The following is an 18,735-nucleotide window of genomic DNA, read 5'->3' as shown; positions in this document are numbered from 1 at the left end:
GTTTTTTGGGCGATGCAAAAAATGAACAGAACACTAACTTGAGCTGGTCAGGCATATCTTTTTGTAATTCACACACAACTTTTGGGATTGATCCATGTTCATATCTCCTAGTATAAAATCAAAAACCTGTATCAGTTGCATTGTCATGATTACGTCCGTTCAATGGTTGTCGATTAATGCGTGGAAGCTCCTATTTTGTGGCGGTAATTTCTTTGTTATAAGTGATGATTCTTATAAAGGCCAATTCAGATTTACGTTTTGAGTTAATTTTTTTTCAAAAAGAAACAGTTTTTAAGGGAATAAATTTTAACTTTAACATTCATAAGTTAAGACTTGAAAAATATTTTTCTTTTAAAGAAACTATTTTTTGAAATTTAAAAAGAGGACGTAGGGGTGCGTCCTCTTTTCTATTTACGGTTGTTTTCTTTCCAGTTCATCCCGTGAAATCTACAGTTCGGTAGATCCAATTTCCCGGCCTTTTTTATTTGAGCCACATTTGTGCATTGAATAAACTACATAAAATTGAGCTATGCATAAAGTAATATTGATAATTCTAGCAACAGTAGTCAACGAAATGGCTGCGGGATATGATGAAAGTAAATTGGTAAGTAAAGATATGTTTACTATTTCAAATCAATGTATTAGGGATAATAAATGTGCTGAGGTAGTGAATAAGGAGGCGTCTTTTTATCGTGTAAATCCGCTATACTGCCTTCCAACGCAACTTGAGCCGTCATGGAACTTTTTAGTAACTTTAAACCAAGAGATTTCTGTTGTTAAGATGCCCATACAATGAGTTTTGGAGTTTGTGAAATAATGGATGTAAATAAGGCCGAATGATACGATTTATTAAACATTTGGGAAATGCACTGTTTATAGGCACATTGCTATATTTTGTGTTTCTTGCTGTTTTCTTTTTTATGGGAGAATTTGATGTTGGCTTTAGTTTTCAAAGGGCTTTGGAAGAGTACTATACCAACATGATTTTTGCTGTAATCCTTTATATGGTGAATGCGTACTGGATTCAGTTCCTTATAGTTAAATATGGGCAACAGGTGTATAGGGGGAAACGTTTATTGCTTGGAATTTCAGGCAATATAGTCTTCTCTTTGATAGGGATATTTTTCTCCCGTTTAATTGTGAAGATAGGGATTGAGGATTTGCCCTTCTCTGTTTTTGTGGTAAATGAGAATTTGGGACATTACAAAGTCTCTCTCTTGTTGGCTATTCTTATTTCTGCAATATTTTATGTGGCGTGGTACTTTAAACATAGGCAGGAGAACAAGGTAAAGGAGCAGAAAATCATTGCAGGTACTGCTTCTGCCAAGTTTGATGCCCTTAAGAATCAGTTGGATCCACATTTTTTGTTTAACAGTTTAAACGTGCTTACCAGTTTAATTGAGGAAGACCCATTGCAGGCGCAAAAATTCACAACTTCGCTTTCTAAAGTATATCGATATGTCCTGGAGCAAAAGAACAAAGACTTGGTAACCGTGGATGAGGAGCTAGCCTTTGCGGAAACTTATGTGAGGTTGTTAAAAATGAGGTTTGAGGATAGTATAATTTTCGATATTCCAGAAAAAGGCAATGATGCGGATGCGAAAATTGTACCCTTGTCCCTTCAGCTCCTACTGGAAAACGCCGTAAAGCATAATGTGGCAACCGTTCTAAGGCCTTTGCGGATAAAAGTGTATGAAGATGCGGGTATGCTTTGTGTGTCCAATAATCTTCAGGAGAAACAGGTGGTTAAGAAAACCAGTGGGGTTGGACTCCGAAATATTCAGGAACGATACCAAATGCTATCCAATAAAGATGTTCAGATCGGAAAATCTGCAACGGAATTTACGGTAAAACTCCCAATACTCAAGGAGCGGATCGGAGTTGTGGAAACACATGAAGTGTTTTTGGAGGATAAACGATATCAAAAAGCCAAAGAGCAGGTAGAGGCTATAAAGAGGTTTTACGGTAATCTAATATCATATTGTGTGGTATTGCCCATCTTGGCTATACTCAACTATAAAACCACAAGTTTTCCCTGGGTGCTTTTTCCTGCCGTTGGATGGGGATTTGGTGTGGCCCTACATGCTATGGAGGTTTTTGGTTACAATCCGTTCTTAGGTAGAAACTGGGAAGAACGGAAAATTCAAAAGTATATGGATGATGAGGACTTTTAGGGTTACGGTACATCTTGTAAATTCAACAATTCGGAAGTTTATTTTTGAAAAACTATATGCAGGTGCCGAATTTTGAATAAAATTTAAATCATGGAAAATATAGATAAGGAAAACAAATATTTCAGGGCCAAAGAAAGGGTTGGTGTCATTAAGAAGTTCTATACGAGCCTAATGTCCTATTTTGTTTTTATAGGGTTTCTGGCGGCCCTAAATTACTGGACCAACCAATGGCGTTACCCCTGGTTCCTTTGGGCGGCCTTTGGTTGGGGGATCGGCCTGGTGTTTCATGCCGTAAAAGTATTTGGTTTAAACCCTTTCTTTGGAAAGAACTGGGAAGAACGGAAAATTAAGGAGTATATGCAGGAGGAAGAAAGAAAAAACAGATGGAAATAATGGATTACGATAAGGAAATGAAATTGGAGCGTGCCAAAAAACAGGTGGCGGAATTAAAGGGGTTTTATGTTCACCTTGTGGTGTATCTAGCTGTTAATGTATTTGTTACTGTAGCTAAGATTTTAGGGAATTTAGGTAATGGGGAGTCCTTTTTGGAGGCTTTTTGGGACTTTGGGACTTTGGCAGTGTGGTTGTTCTGGGGTATCGGGCTATTGTTTCATGGGTTAAAGGTGTTTTCGTATAATCCATTTTTCAATAAGGAGTGGGAAGAAAGGCAGATCCGCAAGTACATGGAGAAAGAAAAACGTGAAGCTGAAAAATACAAATAATGGCAATGGATAGAGATAATTTAGATATATATATTAGGGCTAAAAAGCGAGTGGATACACTTAAGAATTTTTATGCACATATTGCTGTTTACTTGGTTATGAATGTGCTTCTTTTTGTTTTTAAAGGGAGGATCGTGAGTTTCTTTGTAGATAAGGGAGTGGAGGATCAAGGGTTTTTAAATTGGATGGAATGGAATATGGTCTTTATTCCTATTGTTTGGGGGGTAGTCCTTTTGGTGGCCGGGATTTATATTTTGAAATTGAAACCCGGGTTCATTGAAAAATGGGAGGAAAAGCAATTGCGAAAATACACGGAGGAGTAAGAACAGGGGAATCGTACCATAAACTAAAAACCAATTAACCGCTATAAATGAACGCAATCATAATTGAAGATGAAAAACCTGCCGCCAGAAGATTAGGGCGATTATTGACCAATTTAAAGGTAGAGGTTTCCATTATGCTACACTCTGTTGAGGAGGCCATTGAATGGTTTCGGGAAAATAAACATCCAGACTTGATTTTTTTGGATATTCAGCTTTCGGACGGTCTGTCATTTGAGATTTTCGAGGCTGTGGATATTCAAAGTTCAGTAATTTTTACCACGGCATATGATGAATATGCCTTGCAGGCATTTAAGTTGAATAGTATAGACTATTTGTTAAAACCTATCGATGGGGAGGAGTTGGAAAATGCCGTAAAAAAGTACCTTGTTTTTAGGCCCGAAATACAGAAGTTGTCCCTTGATTTCGAGGATATAAAAAAGTTGTTGGTAAACCCATTGGAGCGGGAATACAAAAAGAGGTTTACTGTTAGTGTAGGTCAGCATCTAAAAATTATTAATGCGGAAGAAATAGAATGTTTTTACAGTGAGAACAAAGGTACCTATGCTTCTACAATTGATGGAAGAAATTACCTGCTGGACCTTACTTTGGAAAACTTGGAATCGGAACTTCATCCCAACTCCTTTTTCAGGGTGAGCAGAAAATTCTATGTGAATATAAGCCATATCAAAGATATTGTTTCCTATACCAATTCCAGGTTGGAAATCAAATTAAACCGCTTTAATGGTCAGGAGATAATAGTGAGTAGGGAAAGGGTGAAAGACTTTAAGCTATGGTTGGAATAATGGTATTTAATTTATTAATTTTTAATGTTTTAGGTGTAAAATTAAATCGCTATAAGTTTTTCTTATAGTGGTGTTTTTAGGTAATTTGGGGCTATTCTTCAACCCTGTTATCGTCAAAAGAGGAAGGTAGTAATTTAGGAATTAATTTGATGAATATAGGCAATAGAACTGCCCCTCCTGGGAGTATGAAAATTGCCAATGAAGGGATACTTTTAAAAATATCCAGTAGTTGATTTTGTACTTTTTTCTTCTCTTCCGGACTAAGGTCTTTGACCGTTGATTTTGATAATAGGGTGACCAATTCCTTGCTTTCCGAAAGTTCTTTTTGAAGACGTTTGCTGTTTCTTAGAATCAGTTTGTTTACAATTTTGGACATGCTATCATAAAATTGGACAGCCAAATTATGATCTTTTAGATGGGGTATTTTGTCGGCGTTTAATTGAAAAAATCCGGTAACATCGCGCAGTGATTTTGCTATTTCATTTTGGTCAAAACCAAGGTCCGTTCCCAAGCCAAATATAAATTCGGATTCAGTGTAATCCAAGGACTGATCTTCCCATACCGTTAAACATGCCACATCCAAAAAATAGCTATTTTCCGAAGAGGAATATTTATTGACCAGTTCATTTCTATAGGAGCCATCAAAATCCTGTTTTACACTTTCAATAAAGGTCAGCGAGGAGGCAAAAAGTTGCGCCAATCTTTCATCACTCTTGTTTTTCTCTTTAGAATTTAGGGTGTGATATGTAATATTTATGGTAATATGTTCCAGCTGTTGGGCATACTCTTTTATAAATGTTTCACCTTCAAGATATCTTTTAAAGCTAAGGACATCTATAAAAAGTAGTGAATTGGTTATAATGTTGTTGAAGGTCTTGCTGATAACGTTATCCTCCAGATATATTCTGGAATTTAATAGGTTTTCCAGTTTGGAAGATGTTTTTTTTCCCGTCAGGAATTTGTTAAAAAAGGAAATCCTGTTAATTCCCAAGTCTTTATAAAACATTAAGATGTATCCTAAAAAGGCTTCAAAATCGGATTCCTTGTTTTTGAGCTTATAGGTGAAATAGAGCGCAGTAATTAAATTGATCTTGGCTTTTTCGTCTTCAGTTAATGGTACCTCTTTGGTAATAAAGGAAGGAATATCCAAGTTGATCCCATAAACAAAGCCGGTACTTTTTAGAAGGGCATATAATTCTTGAAAGGAGCTGAAGTAGTCATGATTGTCCTTTACAAGATACCCAAATTTATCTATCCAACCAGAGGCCGAAGGATTCATAGAGCCAAATTTTAAAGGGTAAAATTAAGTTAAAATATGGGACTACATTCTTATTGGGGCTTTTTTTTAGGGAATGGCGCTTTTGACATGTTAACATAATATTAACATTTAAAACCAAACCCCTAGAATTGAACCTCCGTAGGTAAGGATGATTTTAATCTAAAAATATCTTATTATGAAAAAGACAAAATTATTATTTGGAATTGGCTTGCTAGGGCTAGCAGGCGCTATTTTGGTAGCGGCAGATCACATAGATGCTCCGTCCTCCATGGGTACTTCCGCGGATATAGCGGATTTTTACGGCTTCGAGCCTTCCGAAGGTTCGGATAATACCGTTTTTGTGGTGGACCTGCAGTCCAATGTACTTCCGGATTTGGCTTATGGAAGCTTTGATGAAATGGTTTTAACCGAAATCAATATCGATACGGATGGGGATTTGGTAGAAGATTTGGTAATTCAGGCCATACCAAGAGATGGTAAAATGTATTTTTTTGGACCGGTAAAGCCAACAAAAACTGGTTTGGACAGTCAAGTTATGGTGAGCTCGCCCTTAGGAAGTGTTGAAATTTCCGGGACAACCGCCATTAAGGCAACCACTGCGAATGGGGCAACACTATTTGCCGGGCCTAGACAGGATTCTTTTTTCTTCGATTTCTTTCAGTTTAACGCCGTCATAGGCGGAATGGCACCAGGTGGATTTAAGACTGCCGATGAGGCAGTAGATACTTTTGAAGGTAAAAACACCATGTCTATTGTCGTAGAGGTTCCAAACACCTTGTTGGGAACCCCTACAGGTGCTAATGCCCTGCAATTACCGGTATATAAGACTTGGGTTACAACAAACAAAAAACAATAATATATAACTACTTAAAATTATAATTATGAAACTAAATACAATAAAATATGCGTTACTGCCAATCTTAGGTTTGGCTATGATGACTTCCTGTAATAACGATGATGACATGATGGATCCAATAGCAATGGCCACTTGTGATGATGGAATTATGAACGGAAGTGAAACTGGTATTGATTGTGGTGGTTCCTGTGAACCTTGTCTAACAACTGTGGATTTTTCTGGCAACTATACGCAAGTAGACCATATGGGGAGACCTGGCATAAACACGGTTTTCGGTTTTGATATGGAGGGTCAGCCAAGTGTAAAAGATGCGCATAACAGGACTGTTCCTTCTGAAATGGCAGCTACTTTCCAAGCAGGGTATGAAGCTCGATTGGAACAATATTATGACGTGTACGCCGATCTTTTGGGGATTGACCCTGCTGCCCTCAATTATGAGAATAATATTTTGGGACTGGATGCCGCTACCCTTACGACCTACTTGGCGGCAGATGTATTGGAGATCTCTCCCAATTTGCCCACCACTTATTTTGATCCGGGAACAGATTTTGACAACGATGGAAGGATATTGGTTCCGGACGGGGATGAGGTTGCTTTAACGGGGAGAAAGTTGACAGATGATGTAATTGATGTGTCCCTAATACTATTGTTTGGCGGGGCTGAAGGAGATCGTTTTGACGGGTCGGACAAAAATATGGATGGTAGCCCAGACACACCTAGATTAACTTCGGACGGTGTTGCCTTGACAGCTACTGTCTCTGCAAGTTTTCCTTACGTGGGCAATCCGGAATAAGTTTTTATCTACGAACTTGACCATGATAATTTTTGATAGCTCCCTATAATTAGGTAGACGAAATATTTGATGGTGAAGTGCACCTGCCTATCCGCCCGTTCCGGTACGGACGGGAATGAAGAAGTCGGGCAGGTCTGATTGAAGAATAAACAATAAAATTTAAGCACATGAAAAGGAGGATAGGGGAGGACGGTAATAGTTCTCCCTTGTTTAAAAAGCATCAATTAGAAATTTAAACCTGAAACTATGAAATATACACTTCTATTTATGGTACTGCTTATGGTGGTATCCTGCTCGCAAGAGTCCAAAGAGAAAATTACGGACATCCGGGATTATAATATTTTTCTCAATGATGTAGAATCCAAGAAAACATCAAAATATTTTGAACAATGGAATTCTATGATCAAGCCAGATAGCATGCAGCTTATGAGTTTTGGAATCGTTGCTGGGGAATATAGTAGATATTTTCAGGAGACTGGAGATATTGCTCAACTAAAAATGGCTGAAAAAGCCCTGAAAAAAGCGGTGGAAATCGCTGCCATCGGAAAATCCGGATATTACAGGGCATTGGCCCGCAACTATATTTCACAACATCGCTTCAAGGAGGCATTGGAACTTGCCAATGCGTCCAGGAGCATGGGCAGTGGGATTTTAGAGACGCAAAAATTACTTTTTGACGTCCATATGGAACTGGGTAATTATGTAGATGCCGAATACTATCTGGATAGCATAAAGAATATGTCCGATTTTGATTATTTGATTCGATTGGCCAAATGGAACGATCACAAAGGGGATTTGGAAACAGCCATTAATTTTATGGAGAAGGCAAAGGATAATGCCGAATCTTCGAAAAATTCCTCCTTAATGTTGTGGTCCTATACCAATTTGGCGGATTACTATGGCCATGCCGGAAGAATACAGGATTCCTATGATCACTATTTAAAATCACTACGAATGGATCCCCAAAACGCTTATGCCAAGAAAGGAATTGCTTGGATTGTCTTTTCGCATGAAAAAAATCCAGAAGAAGCATTGCGCATTTTGGATTCCATAACCAAAAATTATAGGTCTCCGGACTATTTCCTGTTGAAGGCCGAGATAGCAGATTATATGGGAGACACCATGCAACTGGCACATAATTTGGACACCTACGCCATAGCCGTAGACAACCCAAGTTACGGCGCAATGTACAATGTTTACAATGCAGGTATGTATTTGGAACTGACGGAACAGTACCATAAGGCCCTGAAGCTTGCGGAAATTGAAGTAGACAATAGGCCTACACCGGAATCCTATAATCTTTTGGCCTATAGTTATTTTAAACTTGGCGAGAATGATAAGGCCCTAGAGATTGTTCGAAAGTATATTGAGGGCAAAACCTTTGAACCCACCATACTTTATCGTACAGCGGAGATCTATAAGGCCACCGGGGAGTATTCCAAACTTGCGGAAATAAAGGAGGAATTATTGGGTGCGATCTATGAACTTGGTCCTTCTATGGAAAGTAAAATTTTGAACCTGTAAATACGGGAAATTGGATCGGACCATATACTTTATGTATAAGGCGGAGTTTAAACTTGTGAATGTGTGTTTAGTGGTTTTTTAGGAGGGAACACCATGGCAAATACTGTTGTGGTGTTTTTTTATTTGAGAAGTAGGATTAGCAAACCCAACAGGGCTGCAACAATAAAAATATAAATATAAGTTTCCCTTGTACGATCTCTTAGGGCCCTATTTTTAATTCTTTCCTTAATTTTCTTTAATTCTATTTCGGAAACTGTCTTGAAGTTTAGTTTTGTAAGTGCGGGGACGGAATCGGAATATATATTGTCCCTGTTGCTATCCCTAAACTTTGCCCTGCTGGATGGCTTTAAAGAGCGATTCTGATTCACTCTATTGTTCATGTCTTGAATGCTTCCGCTCATATCAAAATTTTTGGGCTACTTTTTATTATACTTAAAAATAGCCCAAAAAAAATAAAATACAAAGTTTTATTAGTGAAACTCAATTTTGAGAAGTCAGTAAGACGCACTGAAAATTGCAAGTTGAACTAATCCCGCCTTTTTCGGCGGGATCCAGGTTCAATACCTCGACCCTTGGGTCGATTCCTATTATTGGGTTCAGGGCTTGCCCTGAGGTTTAATACCTTTTATTCTATTTCTATGGGTTATTCCCATTCGGTATGGAAGATACCTTCCATATCTGTCCTTTCATAGGTGTGCGATCCAAAGTGATCTCGCTGCGCCTGAATAAGGTTCAAAGGTAATCTGCCAGAGGTGTAGGCATCAAAATACGTCAAGGAGTTGGAAAGACCTGGCAACGGAATGCCATTTTTGGCTCCATATGCCACAAGGTTTCTTGTAGCCCCTACGGTAGATTGTACCTTGGGGACGAATTGGGGCGATAAAAGTAGGTTGGGCAATTGCTTGTCCTTGGTAAAGGCAGTGGATATGTCTTCCAACAAACCGGCACGAATAATACATCCCGCTCTCCAAATTTTGGCTATTACGGAAAGGTCCAGATCGTAGCCATATTCCTTGGAGGCATCTGCCAATTGATGAAGTCCCTGCGCATAGGTGGTAATAAAGGAAAAGTACAGGGCTTCCTCTGCCCATTTGGCCATTTCCTTTTTGTCCATTATGGCTGGTTCCGATCTGTTGTACAACTTATCGGCCAAAACCCTTTCTTCTTTTAAGGCCGAAATTTCCCTCATGCTTACGGCTATATCTATACTGGGAATTGGAATACCAAGGTCCATGGCATTTTGGGATGTCCATTTTCCAGTACCTTTTTGTTTGGCCTTGTCCAAGATTTTGTCTACCAATCTGCCGTCGCCTTTGTCGTCTTCCTGTTTAAATATGTCCGCAGATATTTCTATTAGAAAAGACTGTAGTCTTCCCTTGTTCCATGAATCGAATATGGCATGAAGTTCATCATTGCTGTACTTGCCTGCTTTTTTAAGGAGGTCATATATTTCGGAGGTAAGTTGCATTAGGCCATATTCAATGCCGTTATGTACCATTTTTACATAGTTTCCGGCAGATTTTGGTCCCAAATAGGCTACGCAGGGCTCCCCATTAAATTTGGCAGAGACCGCTTCAAATATAGGTTGTACCTCCTTGTAAGCTTCTTTATTTCCTCCAGGCATTATACTGGGACCCCTTCTGGCACCTTTTGCACCTCCAGAAACACCGGAACCAAAAAAGTGTATTCCCTTGCCTTGTAGATAAGCTTCCCTTCGATCGGTATCCGTAAAAAAGGAATTTCCACCATCTATGATTAGGTCGTTTTTATCCAAATATGGTAATAGGCTTTCAATTACGGAGTCCACTATTTTACCGGCTGGCACTAAAAGCATTATTTTTCTTGGCTGCGATAAGGATTGTACAAAGTGTTCGACATTGGTGGTAGCGTTTACTTTTTTGGTATCCTGTCCTTCTTCGATCAGTGCATTTACTTTTTCTTCATCAAGATCGTAACCCATTGCCGAAAAGTTGTTGTCCGCAACGTTCAAAATAAAATTACGCCCCATCACACCTAGGCCAATCAATCCAAAATCATATGTGTTTTCCATGTTTTTTCCTTAAAGTTATTTAACAAAATAAAGAGGCTTTTGTTAAGTGTCCTTGTTTATAAATGTATAATCTAAATTAGTTTTATCTTCGCATGATAATTCAAAAATCAAAAATAGTCAATTAAACGGTTTTTAGAACCAAAGTTTTAAAATCCCAACAAATTGAACAAAACTTCCAATAATTATAATATGAACAAAACAGCAAATCAAATGCTTGTTATTTTTGGGGCATCAGGAGATTTAACTGCTAGAAAGCTGGTACCAGCACTATTTAATTTATATAAGGCAAAACAACTTCCCGAAAATTTCGTGGTATTGGGAGTGAGTAGGAGTAATATGACCGATGGTGAGTTCAGGAAAAAGGTGGTCCAGGAAAGTACTTACTTAAAAGATAAGGTAAAGGATGCTTCCTTGGATTTTATAAACACTTTTGCCGATAAGTTTTTTTATGAGGATCTGGGCGAGGATTACAATAAGGTGTACAATAAGTTGGCAACCAGAATATCGGACCTGAACAATAAATTCAGTACCGGGGAAAACTATATCTTCTATCTTTCGACCCCTCCAAGTCTATACGAGGTTATTGCTAAAAACCTTTCTGAGCAAGGTTTAAATAACGAAACCAACGGATGGAAGCGTATTATTGTAGAAAAGCCTTTTGGGTACAGTTTGGAAACGGCCAAAAAACTTAATATAGGTCTTCAAACCTACTTTAATGAATCCCAGATCTATAGAATTGACCATTATTTGGGCAAGGAAACAGTTCAGAATTTATTGGTGACCCGTTTTTCCAACAGTATTTTTGAACCACTTTGGAACCGGAATTACATACACCATATAGAAATTACCAATGCCGAAAGTGTTGGTGTTGAAAAAAGGGGCGGCTATTATGATAAATCGGGTGCGCTTCGGGATATGTTCCAGAATCATTTATTGCAGATAGTCTCATTAATTGTAATGGAACCGCCAATAGATGCCAGTGCCCAGGAAATTAGGAACGAAAAAGTGAAGGCTTTAAAATCATTGCGAATTATGCGCGATGAGGAAACCTTATATAATAATACAGTAAGAGGGCAATACCTGGCATCTGTTATAGATGGTAAAAAAGTTAAAGGATATAGGGAAGAGGAAGGTGTTGATCCCAACTCCAAAACGGAGACTTATGCCGCTATTAAATTTTTTGTGGATAATTGGAGGTGGAAAGACGTTCCCTTCTATGTGCGCACCGCAAAAAGAATGCCTACTAAGGTAACCGAAGTGGTAATTCATTTTAAATCGCCGCACCACCAAGTATTTAAAAATTCTGATATGAACAACAAGGATAACCAGTTGATCATTAGGATTCAACCAGATGAAGGTATCCTTATTAAGTTTGGGGTAAAAGTTCCGGGACAGGGCTTTACGGTAGAACGTGCCAATCTGGATTTTTACTATTCCAATTTGGCAGATAACAATGTCATGGACGCTTACGAAAGATTGTTATTGGATGCCATGCAGGGCGACGCTACCCTTTATGCCAGAGCGGATGAGGTGGAAGCTGCTTGGGAGTTTGTAGATCCAATCCTGGACTATTGGAAGAATGGTTCGGATGTAAATATATACGGTTACTCCTCTGGAGTTTGGGGTCCAACCAATTCGGACCGCTTATTGGAAGGGGACTTAAAGTGGAGGAATCCCGGAGAAAACTTGGCCGACGATCCAGGTTTCTGTGTTATAAAATAAATATCAAATAAAAAAAATAGAATAGATGCACATTAATATAGCACCTACCAAAACAGAAGTGGCCAAAAACTTTTCAGATTATCTGGAAGAACTGATAAAGGAAAACAAAACAACCCATATTGCCTTGTCCGGAGGCAGTACCCCTAAGGTGGTCTTTGATTATATGGCAGAGCATTATAAGGATGTAGATTGGTCTACGGTTCATTTGTATTGGGGCGATGAACGATGTGTTCCTCCTACGGATCCGGAAAGTAATTACAAAATGACGGTAGACCATTTACTGTCCAAGATTGATATACCCAAAGATAATATTCATCGTGTTCTAGGGGAAGACCTACCGGAACTGGAGGCCAGACGATATGGAAAGGTCTTGGAAGAGGAATTGCCCATAGTGAACAACCTGCCCCAATTTGATTTGGTGATCCTTGGTATGGGTGATGACGGACATACGGCATCAATATTCCCACATGAAATTGGCCTATGGGATTCAGCAAAAAACTGCGAAGTAGCAGTGCATCCAGATTCCGGTCAAAGAAGGATCACCATTACTGGTAAGCTGATCAATAACGCCAAAACGGTAGCATTTTTGGTGACGGGTAGTAGTAAGGCGGAAAAAGTAAGGACCATACTCACAAAGGAGGAAGGCCATGAAAACTATCCAGCATCATTGGTAGCACCTTCATCCGGTGAATTAATTTGGTTCTTGGACGAGGAGGCCGCTGCCCAGATCAACTAAGCGGGATCCAGATTTATTTTTACATTTTCGTTGTCCAAATCCTTTAAGTGGTCATTCATTTTAAACTGGGACGATTCAAACTGACTGCTGCGCGACATTGCCTGTTTCTTTCGTTGAATGCTGCGTGCAAACCTTCTAACGCCCTGTTCGTCTTCAATGATTAGGCCAGGCACAGGGGCACTTCGGCCATCCGCATCTTTGGCTACCATAGTAAAATAGGAGCTATTGCAATGTTTCTTTTTACCCGTGGTTACATTTTCAGATTCCACACGAACACCTATGACCATGGAGGTGCGTCCAGTATAATTTACCGAGGCCTTAAGGGTGATCAGTTCTCCAACTTCAATGGGATTTAAAAAATCTACCTTGTTCACGGATGCTGTTACACAATACTTTCTTGAATGCTTTGAAGCGCAGGCAAAGGCAATTTGATCCATTAGGTTTAATATGTGGCCACCGTGTACTTTACCACCAAAATTGGAATGGGAAGGCAGCATCAACTCGGTAATGGATATCCTGGATTGTCTGGCAGTTTTAAATTGGTCCATTGTTTTTAGTTTAAGTGGGGAGAGTTTTCCTTTTCAACGGAAGTAATAAAATATTTGGTATCACCTAACCAAAAGAAGGTCCTATAGCGCTCAATATAAGTCACTTTAACATAAGACCCCTGATATTCCTTCAATTTGTCAATTACGTCGTCCTTTATGACCGAGAAGGAAAATATTTGTGCCCCGGATATTCCTTGGCTAATCTCACCTTCCCATGTCTTTATGAACACTCCTTTATGACTAATTTTAATTAGTTCCCCAGAACGGATACCTTCACTATAGGGAACGAAATAAACAAATAGAATATAGACGGTAAATATCAGTACCAGGCCTAGTAAGGTTAATCCGAGAAATTTTTTCATTTAAATATTGTATTTGTTTATAGCAGCGATACGGGTTCCTCGTTTTCGTCATCATCGTCCTGTGCTCTTTTGAGCAAGGATTCGGGGATGGATTTCTTTGCTTTGGCCCCCATTTTCTTCAATTTTTCTATGCTGGTAATGATATTCCCTCGGCCATCGACCAATTTGTTCATGGCTCCCTTGTATTCGGATTTCGCTTCGTCCATCTTTTTGCCTACCTTCATCAAATCCCCAACAAATCCTTCAAACTTGTCATATAGCGCTCCTGCCTGTCGTGCAATTTCAATGGCGTTGCGCTGTTGTTTTTCATTGTTCCACATCGTATCTATTGTGCGTAAGGTAGCCAATAGGGTAGAAGGGGTAACTATGATAATGTTTTGTTCAAATGCCTTGTTGTACAGGTTGTTATCGTTGTTTATTGCAATGGCAAATGCAGGTTCTATGGGAACGAACATGAGTACAAAATCCGGACTTTCCATTTCATAAAGGTCCTCGTATTTCTTGGCCGAAAGTTGGTCTACATGTCTTCTCAGGGAATTGATATGATCTTTGAGGAATTTGTCCTTTAGTTCATCCTCTGCGTTTACATATCGCTCATAATCCGTAAGGGAAACCTTGGAATCCACGATCATCTTTTTGCCGTCGGGCAGGTTAATGATTACATCGGGCAAAACGCGACTTCCATCTTCACGGGTAAAGCTCTGTTGTACCGTATATTCCCGATCTTTTTCCAAGCCCGACTTTTCAAGGACCCGCTCCAATACCAATTCGCCCCAATTCCCTTGCATTTTACTGTCTCCTTTTAGGGCTTTGGTCAGGTTTTCAGCTTCTTGGGTAATTTTGAGGTTTTGCGTTTGAAGATTGGCCAATTGTTCCTTTAAGGCAGAATGCATACCTACGCTTTCTTTTTGGCTGTCCTCTACCTTTTTTTCGAAAAGAATTATTTTTTCTTGTAAAGGGGTCAATATATTTTTAATGTTTTCCCTGTTCTGTTCAGTGAATTTAGTGCTTTTTTCATCCAAAATCTTATTGGCCAAATTCTCGAATTCCTTGGTGAATTTTTCCTGTAATTTTTCTACCTCCCCTTTTTGTTCCCTGTTTTTTAGGTCTAAATTCTCCATTTCCGCCTGATAGCGAACTATCTGATTGCCCAATTGTTCCTTTTCGGATTGTAATTGTGCTTTATATTCCTCAGCAGCCAATAGTTTCTGCTCCAGGGCGCTCAAGTTGGTTCTCAACTGTTGTTCCCGTTCCAACAGGGCGCTTTGACTGGATTTTGTTTTTAGATTTTGGATATAATTCCCTAAAAAATATCCAATGGCAAGGCCAACTAGGGCAAGGACTGCATATACTAGCAATTCATTCATTTAATTATTCATCTTTGCTGTAAAGATAGTGGATTGTGTTAAAAAAAAGTGATGTTGACTTTTATTACTTATTAACTCTAAACGAACCTGTTTCGGCATCGAAAGTAATGGTATCTGCAGGGAACAGATTTTCAAAACTTTTCATTTGTATCAATTCGCAAGGTGATCCAAAGGTGCTCTGGTTTTTTTCCAATATCAACATTTTGTCGCACAACTGGATAGCAATTTCAATTTCGTGGGTAGTAAAGAGAATGGTCTTTTTTGTTGTATGGGCAATAGATCTGAGCAGTTTCAATATTTGGACCTTATGGTATAGGTCCAAATGTGTTGTAGGCTCATCCAGTAAAATGAGCTGGGTATCCTGTGCAATGGCCCTGGCTATCATTACACGCTGCAACTGTCCATCACTTAGCTCATAACATTTTTTGGACCTTAATTCTGAAATCTGTACCATTTCCATGGCCAAGGAGATCTTGTCCCTATCCTCAGGTGTCAGTGTACCAAGCCAATTGGTATATGGTTGCCGTCCTAAACTGATGAGCTCTTGCACCGTTAAATTTTTGGAAGCAATGGGTTCTGTTAGTACAACACTTATTTCGGCAGCCAGTTCGGCTATAGTATGTTGTTCCAAAGGCAGCTTGTTCAAAGTGATACTACCGGATAATTTGGGCTGTACATTGCCGAGTGTGCGCAATAAGGTAGATTTTCCTATACCGTTAACACCAACAATGGCCGCAAGTTCACCTTTGGCCAAGGAAAAATTGATATCCTTGGCAATGCAGGACTGTTGCTTCTTGTTGGAATAGCCAATGCTTAGGTTTTCCGTTTTTAGGGCGATATGGAGAGTATTTGTATCTATCTGAGGTGAATTTTTGTTACTAATTTATTGGTTTTTGCCGTTTTTTTGTCTTTTTATAATTTACCTATCCACGGAAGGTAGTGTGCTTCTGCCCGAAATTGAGCATATGTTAAAAAATCATTTTCCTTTTTCTTAGTAGCAGCCAAATAACCACCGGTGCCCCAATGATTGATGTTATGGCGTTGATGGGTAAAACACTGGCCGAATTGGGCATTTGGGCAATGGTATCGCAGATTAGCATCAAAATGGCACCGTAAATCAATACGGCCGGAACCAAAACTTTATGATCGGTGGTGTTAAAAATTTGTCGGGTCAAATGGGGTACCGCCAGGCCTATAAAGGCAATGGGTCCGGCAAAAGCCGTTACTCCACCTGCCAACAATCCCGTGGCAACAATGATGGAATATCTGGATCGCTTCATATTTACGCCCAGACTCTTGGCATAACTTTCTCCCAATAATAGGGCGTTCAAGGGTTTAATGGAAAAAATACTGATCAAAATCCCGATCCCTATTATCATTAACAACAACAAAAGTTGGTTCCATGATAAATTTCCTATACTTCCAAAAGACCAATATACATATTGCTGTAATTTTTCGGCCGAGGAAAAATAGGACAGTACGCTCACCACTGCGGTGGTAATGCTACCAAACATTAGGCCAATGATAAGAAGAGCCATGGTGTCCTTTACCTTTGCGGCAACTACCATGACCGCCAAAAGCACCAGAAAGCTGCCTATACTGGATGCCAATGCCAAAGAAATATCATTTACCTTACCCAAAAAAATACCGGAGAATAGGGCGGACCCTAAAATCAATAGGGCAGCGCCTAAACTTGCGCCGGCGCTTATGCCCAGGACAAAGGGGCCCGCCAAGGGGTTTCTAAATAAGGTCTGCATCAATAAACCGCTCAAGGCCAAACCACTGCCCACCAATATGGCGGTAAACGCTTTGGGAATTCGGTAGTTCCAAATAATATAGCCCCAAGAATCCACTTTGGTGGTTCGTCCAATTATCGCATTCAATGTGTCCTCTAGGGGAATGGATACCGAGCCCAAGCTGATGTTCACCATAAAACAAATCAACATAACCAACAGCAGTAGGATAAAATAGATTCTATATGTCTTTAGTGGCAGCACTTAATCCAAGGGTTTAAAAAAGGTAGGTGCATAGTTCGGAAGAAGCTCTGGGTGAAAAATATGGATCAGGTCTTTTAGTACCAAATCCGGTCTGTTTGGTGCCAATTCAAAATAGAGCAATCCCCCAGTTTCCCCTTTGGAATTGGCGTAGGTATAAACGTTCTTATTTCTGTAAGCGGAAAATTGGGCATAATGTCGGTTGGCCGCCCTTAGTTCCGAATAGCTGCCGTACTGTGAAGGGGAGATCCAAAAATCGGCATCGTGGCCATGTTCAATCACACTTTCCAAACTTAAGGATAGACTTCCGGTTGAGGAGTTGCCGTTCCATAAATACTCTGCGTTTGCATCCGCTATAAAAGTAGAGGCCCAACTCTTTCCGCCGGGAAGGTACCATATGTCCTTATATAGGGCGCCACTTAATACCTTAGGCCTATTTTTTGCCTTTTCTGCCAAGGCCTTGGCATTATTGTAATTATCCTTAATGGAATTGAAAATGCTATCCGCTTCTTTTTCCTTTTGAAAAAATGGTGCGAAAAATTTTATCCATTCCGCTTTTCCCAAAGGTGTTTCTTCTGTCCAATCCCCGTTGTATACTACCGGAATATTGGATCGTTGAATAGTCTCATAAGCCTTGTTTTCGTGGTTAATGCTAAATCCTACAACTACTTCCGGATTTAAGGCAATCACCATTTCTGAATTTAGGGATTCATTGTTGCCCAATTCCTGCACCAATCCTTCATTTATACGTTTTCTGGTCATTGGGGATGATATGTACTTCGTATCCGGGAATCCTATTAATTTATCAGCCTCTCCCAGTGCTTCCAATGCTGGGATATGGGTTGTAGAGGTAACTACTATGTTTTGGACAGGCACTCCAATTATGGCATTATATTCATCACTGTTTAAGGTAATGGTCGACAATTTTTCTTTAGGTACCAAAGCATAGGTAAAACTTTCTTCCGATTCTGGCCAAGGTGAGGATACCCTTATCATGGTAACATCGGGCGATGTCTTTTCAATAGTAAAACCTTGGGCATAATCTATATTTGTGGGCAGTGTTAAAAAAGTACTGGAAATAGTCTCTTTTTTAGGCTGTTTGCAGGAATAAATGCATATAAAGAATAAAAAAAGAAGGGCTTTGTTCAAGAGTCTACAAGTTTGTTTAGGAATTCAAAAGTAGCATTAATTTCTTGAATCAAAATTTCTAAAAGCCTAACAATGGTCATAATATATTACATGTAGAGTATTTACTTTTGGGCAAATAAATAATTATGAGGGGAGAGTCCAACACCTTAATATATATTATTGCCGCTGTCATAGCCCTGCATTTTATTAGTGAAACTCAATTTTGAGAAGTCGGTAAGACGCACTTAAAATTGCAAGTTGAACTAATCCCGCCTTTTTCGGCGGGATCTAGGTTCAATACCTCGACCCTTGGGTCGATTCCTATTATTAGGTTCAGGGCTTGTCCTGAGTTTT

19 protein-coding genes are annotated in these 18,735 nt (G+C 39.4%); 10 read left to right on the top strand and 9 right to left on the bottom strand.

What is annotated here, in order from left to right; genetic code table 11:
- Window positions 1–836 precede the first annotated feature (836 nt).
- From B9Y87_RS21265 to B9Y87_RS21245, 5 genes are all read left to right on the top strand, one after another.
- Complete coding sequence (locus B9Y87_RS21265; RefSeq protein ID WP_085500960.1) at window positions 837–2,174, top strand: 2TM domain-containing protein; 1,338 nt, start codon at window positions 837–839, stop codon at window positions 2,172–2,174.
- A gap of 90 nt (window positions 2,175–2,264) precedes the next feature.
- Complete coding sequence (locus B9Y87_RS21260) at window positions 2,265–2,567, top strand: 2TM domain-containing protein (RefSeq protein ID WP_085500959.1); 303 nt, start codon at window positions 2,265–2,267, stop codon at window positions 2,565–2,567.
- Entirely contained in the window at window positions 2,558–2,896 is a 339-nt protein-coding gene (locus B9Y87_RS21255) for a 2TM domain-containing protein (RefSeq protein ID WP_085500958.1), read from the top strand. The genes B9Y87_RS21260 and B9Y87_RS21255 overlap by 10 nt, the downstream gene beginning before the upstream one ends.
- Complete coding sequence (locus B9Y87_RS21250; protein WP_085500957.1) at window positions 2,896–3,219, top strand: 2TM domain-containing protein; 324 nt, start codon at window positions 2,896–2,898, stop codon at window positions 3,217–3,219. The genes B9Y87_RS21255 and B9Y87_RS21250 overlap by 1 nt, the downstream gene beginning before the upstream one ends.
- Before the next feature lie 47 nt (window positions 3,220–3,266).
- A complete protein-coding gene (locus B9Y87_RS21245) occupies window positions 3,267–4,022 on the top strand; it encodes a LytR/AlgR family response regulator transcription factor (protein WP_085500956.1) in 756 nt (251 codons plus the stop codon).
- Between the two features lie 91 nt (window positions 4,023–4,113).
- Here B9Y87_RS21245 and B9Y87_RS21240 read toward each other — a convergent pair whose 3' ends face one another.
- Complete coding sequence (locus B9Y87_RS21240) at window positions 4,114–5,301, bottom strand: LETM1-related biofilm-associated protein (RefSeq protein WP_085500955.1); 1,188 nt, start codon at window positions 5,299–5,301, stop codon at window positions 4,114–4,116.
- 175 nt (window positions 5,302–5,476) lie between these two features.
- On the opposite strand from B9Y87_RS21240, the gene B9Y87_RS21235 reads away from it, so the two are divergent.
- The 3 genes from B9Y87_RS21235 (at window position 5,477) to B9Y87_RS21225 (ending at window position 8,474) form a co-directional block, all read left to right on the top strand.
- Window positions 5,477–6,157, top strand: coding sequence for a DUF4331 family protein (locus tag B9Y87_RS21235; protein WP_085500954.1), 681 nt, complete (start codon window positions 5,477–5,479; stop codon window positions 6,155–6,157).
- Between the two features lie 25 nt (window positions 6,158–6,182).
- Window positions 6,183–6,950, top strand: coding sequence for a DUF4331 family protein (locus B9Y87_RS21230; RefSeq protein ID WP_085500953.1), 768 nt, complete (start codon window positions 6,183–6,185; stop codon window positions 6,948–6,950).
- Window positions 6,951–7,196: 246 nt separating this feature from the next.
- Window positions 7,197–8,474 (top strand): tetratricopeptide repeat protein, encoded by a 1,278-nt coding sequence (locus tag B9Y87_RS21225; protein WP_085500952.1) that lies wholly within the window; start codon window positions 7,197–7,199, stop codon window positions 8,472–8,474.
- 119 nt (window positions 8,475–8,593) lie between these two features.
- On the opposite strand, the gene B9Y87_RS21220 is transcribed toward B9Y87_RS21225, so the two are convergent.
- Both B9Y87_RS21220 and gndA read right to left on the bottom strand, forming a co-directional pair.
- The gene (locus B9Y87_RS21220) at window positions 8,594–8,875 is read right to left on the bottom strand and encodes a hypothetical protein (RefSeq protein WP_139827306.1); all 282 of its coding nucleotides are present in this window, start codon (window positions 8,873–8,875) and stop codon (window positions 8,594–8,596) included.
- A 242-nt stretch (window positions 8,876–9,117) separates the two neighbouring features.
- Window positions 9,118–10,524 (bottom strand): NADP-dependent phosphogluconate dehydrogenase, encoded by a 1,407-nt coding sequence (gene gndA, locus B9Y87_RS21215; protein WP_085500950.1) that lies wholly within the window; start codon window positions 10,522–10,524, stop codon window positions 9,118–9,120.
- Between the two features lie 189 nt (window positions 10,525–10,713).
- Here gndA and zwf point away from each other — a divergent pair, with 189 nt between their 5' ends.
- Window positions 10,714–12,246, top strand: a complete 1,533-nt coding sequence (gene zwf / locus B9Y87_RS21210) for a glucose-6-phosphate dehydrogenase (RefSeq protein ID WP_085500949.1) — start codon at window positions 10,714–10,716, stop codon at window positions 12,244–12,246.
- 25 nt (window positions 12,247–12,271) lie between these two features.
- A complete protein-coding gene (pgl, locus tag B9Y87_RS21205; protein ID WP_085500948.1) occupies window positions 12,272–12,982 on the top strand; it encodes a 6-phosphogluconolactonase in 711 nt (236 codons plus the stop codon).
- Here the strand turns inward: pgl and B9Y87_RS21200 are convergent.
- The 6 genes from B9Y87_RS21200 to B9Y87_RS21175 form a co-directional block, all read right to left on the bottom strand.
- The gene (locus B9Y87_RS21200) at window positions 12,979–13,530 is read right to left on the bottom strand and encodes an acyl-CoA thioesterase (RefSeq protein WP_085500947.1); all 552 of its coding nucleotides are present in this window, start codon (window positions 13,528–13,530) and stop codon (window positions 12,979–12,981) included. The genes pgl and B9Y87_RS21200 overlap by 4 nt on opposite strands.
- 5 nt (window positions 13,531–13,535) lie before the next feature.
- Window positions 13,536–13,892 carry a 6-phosphogluconate dehydrogenase gene (locus B9Y87_RS21195; protein WP_085500946.1) on the bottom strand — a complete coding sequence of 119 codons (357 nt, stop codon included), beginning with the start codon at window positions 13,890–13,892 and terminating at the stop codon, window positions 13,536–13,538.
- Window positions 13,893–13,909: 17 nt separating this feature from the next.
- The gene (rmuC, locus tag B9Y87_RS21190; protein WP_085500945.1) at window positions 13,910–15,259 is read right to left on the bottom strand and encodes a DNA recombination protein RmuC; all 1,350 of its coding nucleotides are present in this window, start codon (window positions 15,257–15,259) and stop codon (window positions 13,910–13,912) included.
- Between the two features lie 64 nt (window positions 15,260–15,323).
- Complete coding sequence (locus B9Y87_RS21185) at window positions 15,324–16,118, bottom strand: ABC transporter ATP-binding protein (RefSeq protein ID WP_085500944.1); 795 nt, start codon at window positions 16,116–16,118, stop codon at window positions 15,324–15,326.
- A gap of 109 nt (window positions 16,119–16,227) precedes the next feature.
- Entirely contained in the window at window positions 16,228–17,205 is a 978-nt protein-coding gene (locus B9Y87_RS21180) for a FecCD family ABC transporter permease (RefSeq protein ID WP_085500943.1), read from the bottom strand.
- Between the two features lie 51 nt (window positions 17,206–17,256).
- Complete coding sequence (locus tag B9Y87_RS21175; protein ID WP_085500942.1) at window positions 17,257–18,402, bottom strand: ABC transporter substrate-binding protein; 1,146 nt, start codon at window positions 18,400–18,402, stop codon at window positions 17,257–17,259.
- Window positions 18,403–18,735: the final 333 nt, after the last annotated feature.

It is taken from the genome of Arenibacter troitsensis (assembly GCF_900177645.1).
GTDB lineage: Bacteria > Bacteroidota > Bacteroidia > Flavobacteriales > Flavobacteriaceae > Arenibacter > Arenibacter troitsensis.
This window is presented reverse-complemented; position numbering and strand designations above follow the sequence as displayed.

Bases quoted from the DNA above. Each gene is read 5' to 3' on its own strand.
- B9Y87_RS21235 (WP_085500954.1), top strand. From the start codon at position 5,477: ATGAAAAAGACAAAATTATTATTTGGAATTGGCTTGCTAGGGCTAGCA.
- B9Y87_RS21180 (WP_085500943.1), bottom strand. From the start codon at position 17,205: ATGTTGATTTGTTTTATGGTGAACATCAGCTTGGGCTCGGTATCCATT.
- pgl (WP_085500948.1), top strand. From the start codon at position 12,272: ATGCACATTAATATAGCACCTACCAAAACAGAAGTGGCCAAAAACTTT.
- B9Y87_RS21225 (WP_085500952.1), top strand. From the start codon at position 7,197: ATGAAATATACACTTCTATTTATGGTACTGCTTATGGTGGTATCCTGC.
- rmuC (WP_085500945.1), bottom strand. From the start codon at position 15,259: ATGAATGAATTGCTAGTATATGCAGTCCTTGCCCTAGTTGGCCTTGCC.
- B9Y87_RS21195 (WP_085500946.1), bottom strand. From the start codon at position 13,892: ATGAAAAAATTTCTCGGATTAACCTTACTAGGCCTGGTACTGATATTT.
- B9Y87_RS21230 (WP_085500953.1), top strand. From the start codon at position 6,183: ATGAAACTAAATACAATAAAATATGCGTTACTGCCAATCTTAGGTTTG.
- B9Y87_RS21255 (WP_085500958.1), top strand. From the start codon at position 2,558: ATGGAAATAATGGATTACGATAAGGAAATGAAATTGGAGCGTGCCAAA.
- B9Y87_RS21200 (WP_085500947.1), bottom strand. From the start codon at position 13,530: ATGGACCAATTTAAAACTGCCAGACAATCCAGGATATCCATTACCGAG.
- B9Y87_RS21265 (WP_085500960.1), top strand. From the start codon at position 837: ATGATACGATTTATTAAACATTTGGGAAATGCACTGTTTATAGGCACA.
- B9Y87_RS21245 (WP_085500956.1), top strand. From the start codon at position 3,267: ATGAACGCAATCATAATTGAAGATGAAAAACCTGCCGCCAGAAGATTA.
- B9Y87_RS21260 (WP_085500959.1), top strand. From the start codon at position 2,265: ATGGAAAATATAGATAAGGAAAACAAATATTTCAGGGCCAAAGAAAGG.
- B9Y87_RS21240 (WP_085500955.1), bottom strand. From the start codon at position 5,301: ATGAATCCTTCGGCCTCTGGTTGGATAGATAAATTTGGGTATCTTGTA.
- B9Y87_RS21250 (WP_085500957.1), top strand. From the start codon at position 2,896: ATGGCAATGGATAGAGATAATTTAGATATATATATTAGGGCTAAAAAG.
- zwf (WP_085500949.1), top strand. From the start codon at position 10,714: ATGAACAAAACAGCAAATCAAATGCTTGTTATTTTTGGGGCATCAGGA.
- B9Y87_RS21220 (WP_139827306.1), bottom strand. From the start codon at position 8,875: ATGAGCGGAAGCATTCAAGACATGAACAATAGAGTGAATCAGAATCGC.
- gndA (WP_085500950.1), bottom strand. From the start codon at position 10,524: ATGGAAAACACATATGATTTTGGATTGATTGGCCTAGGTGTGATGGGG.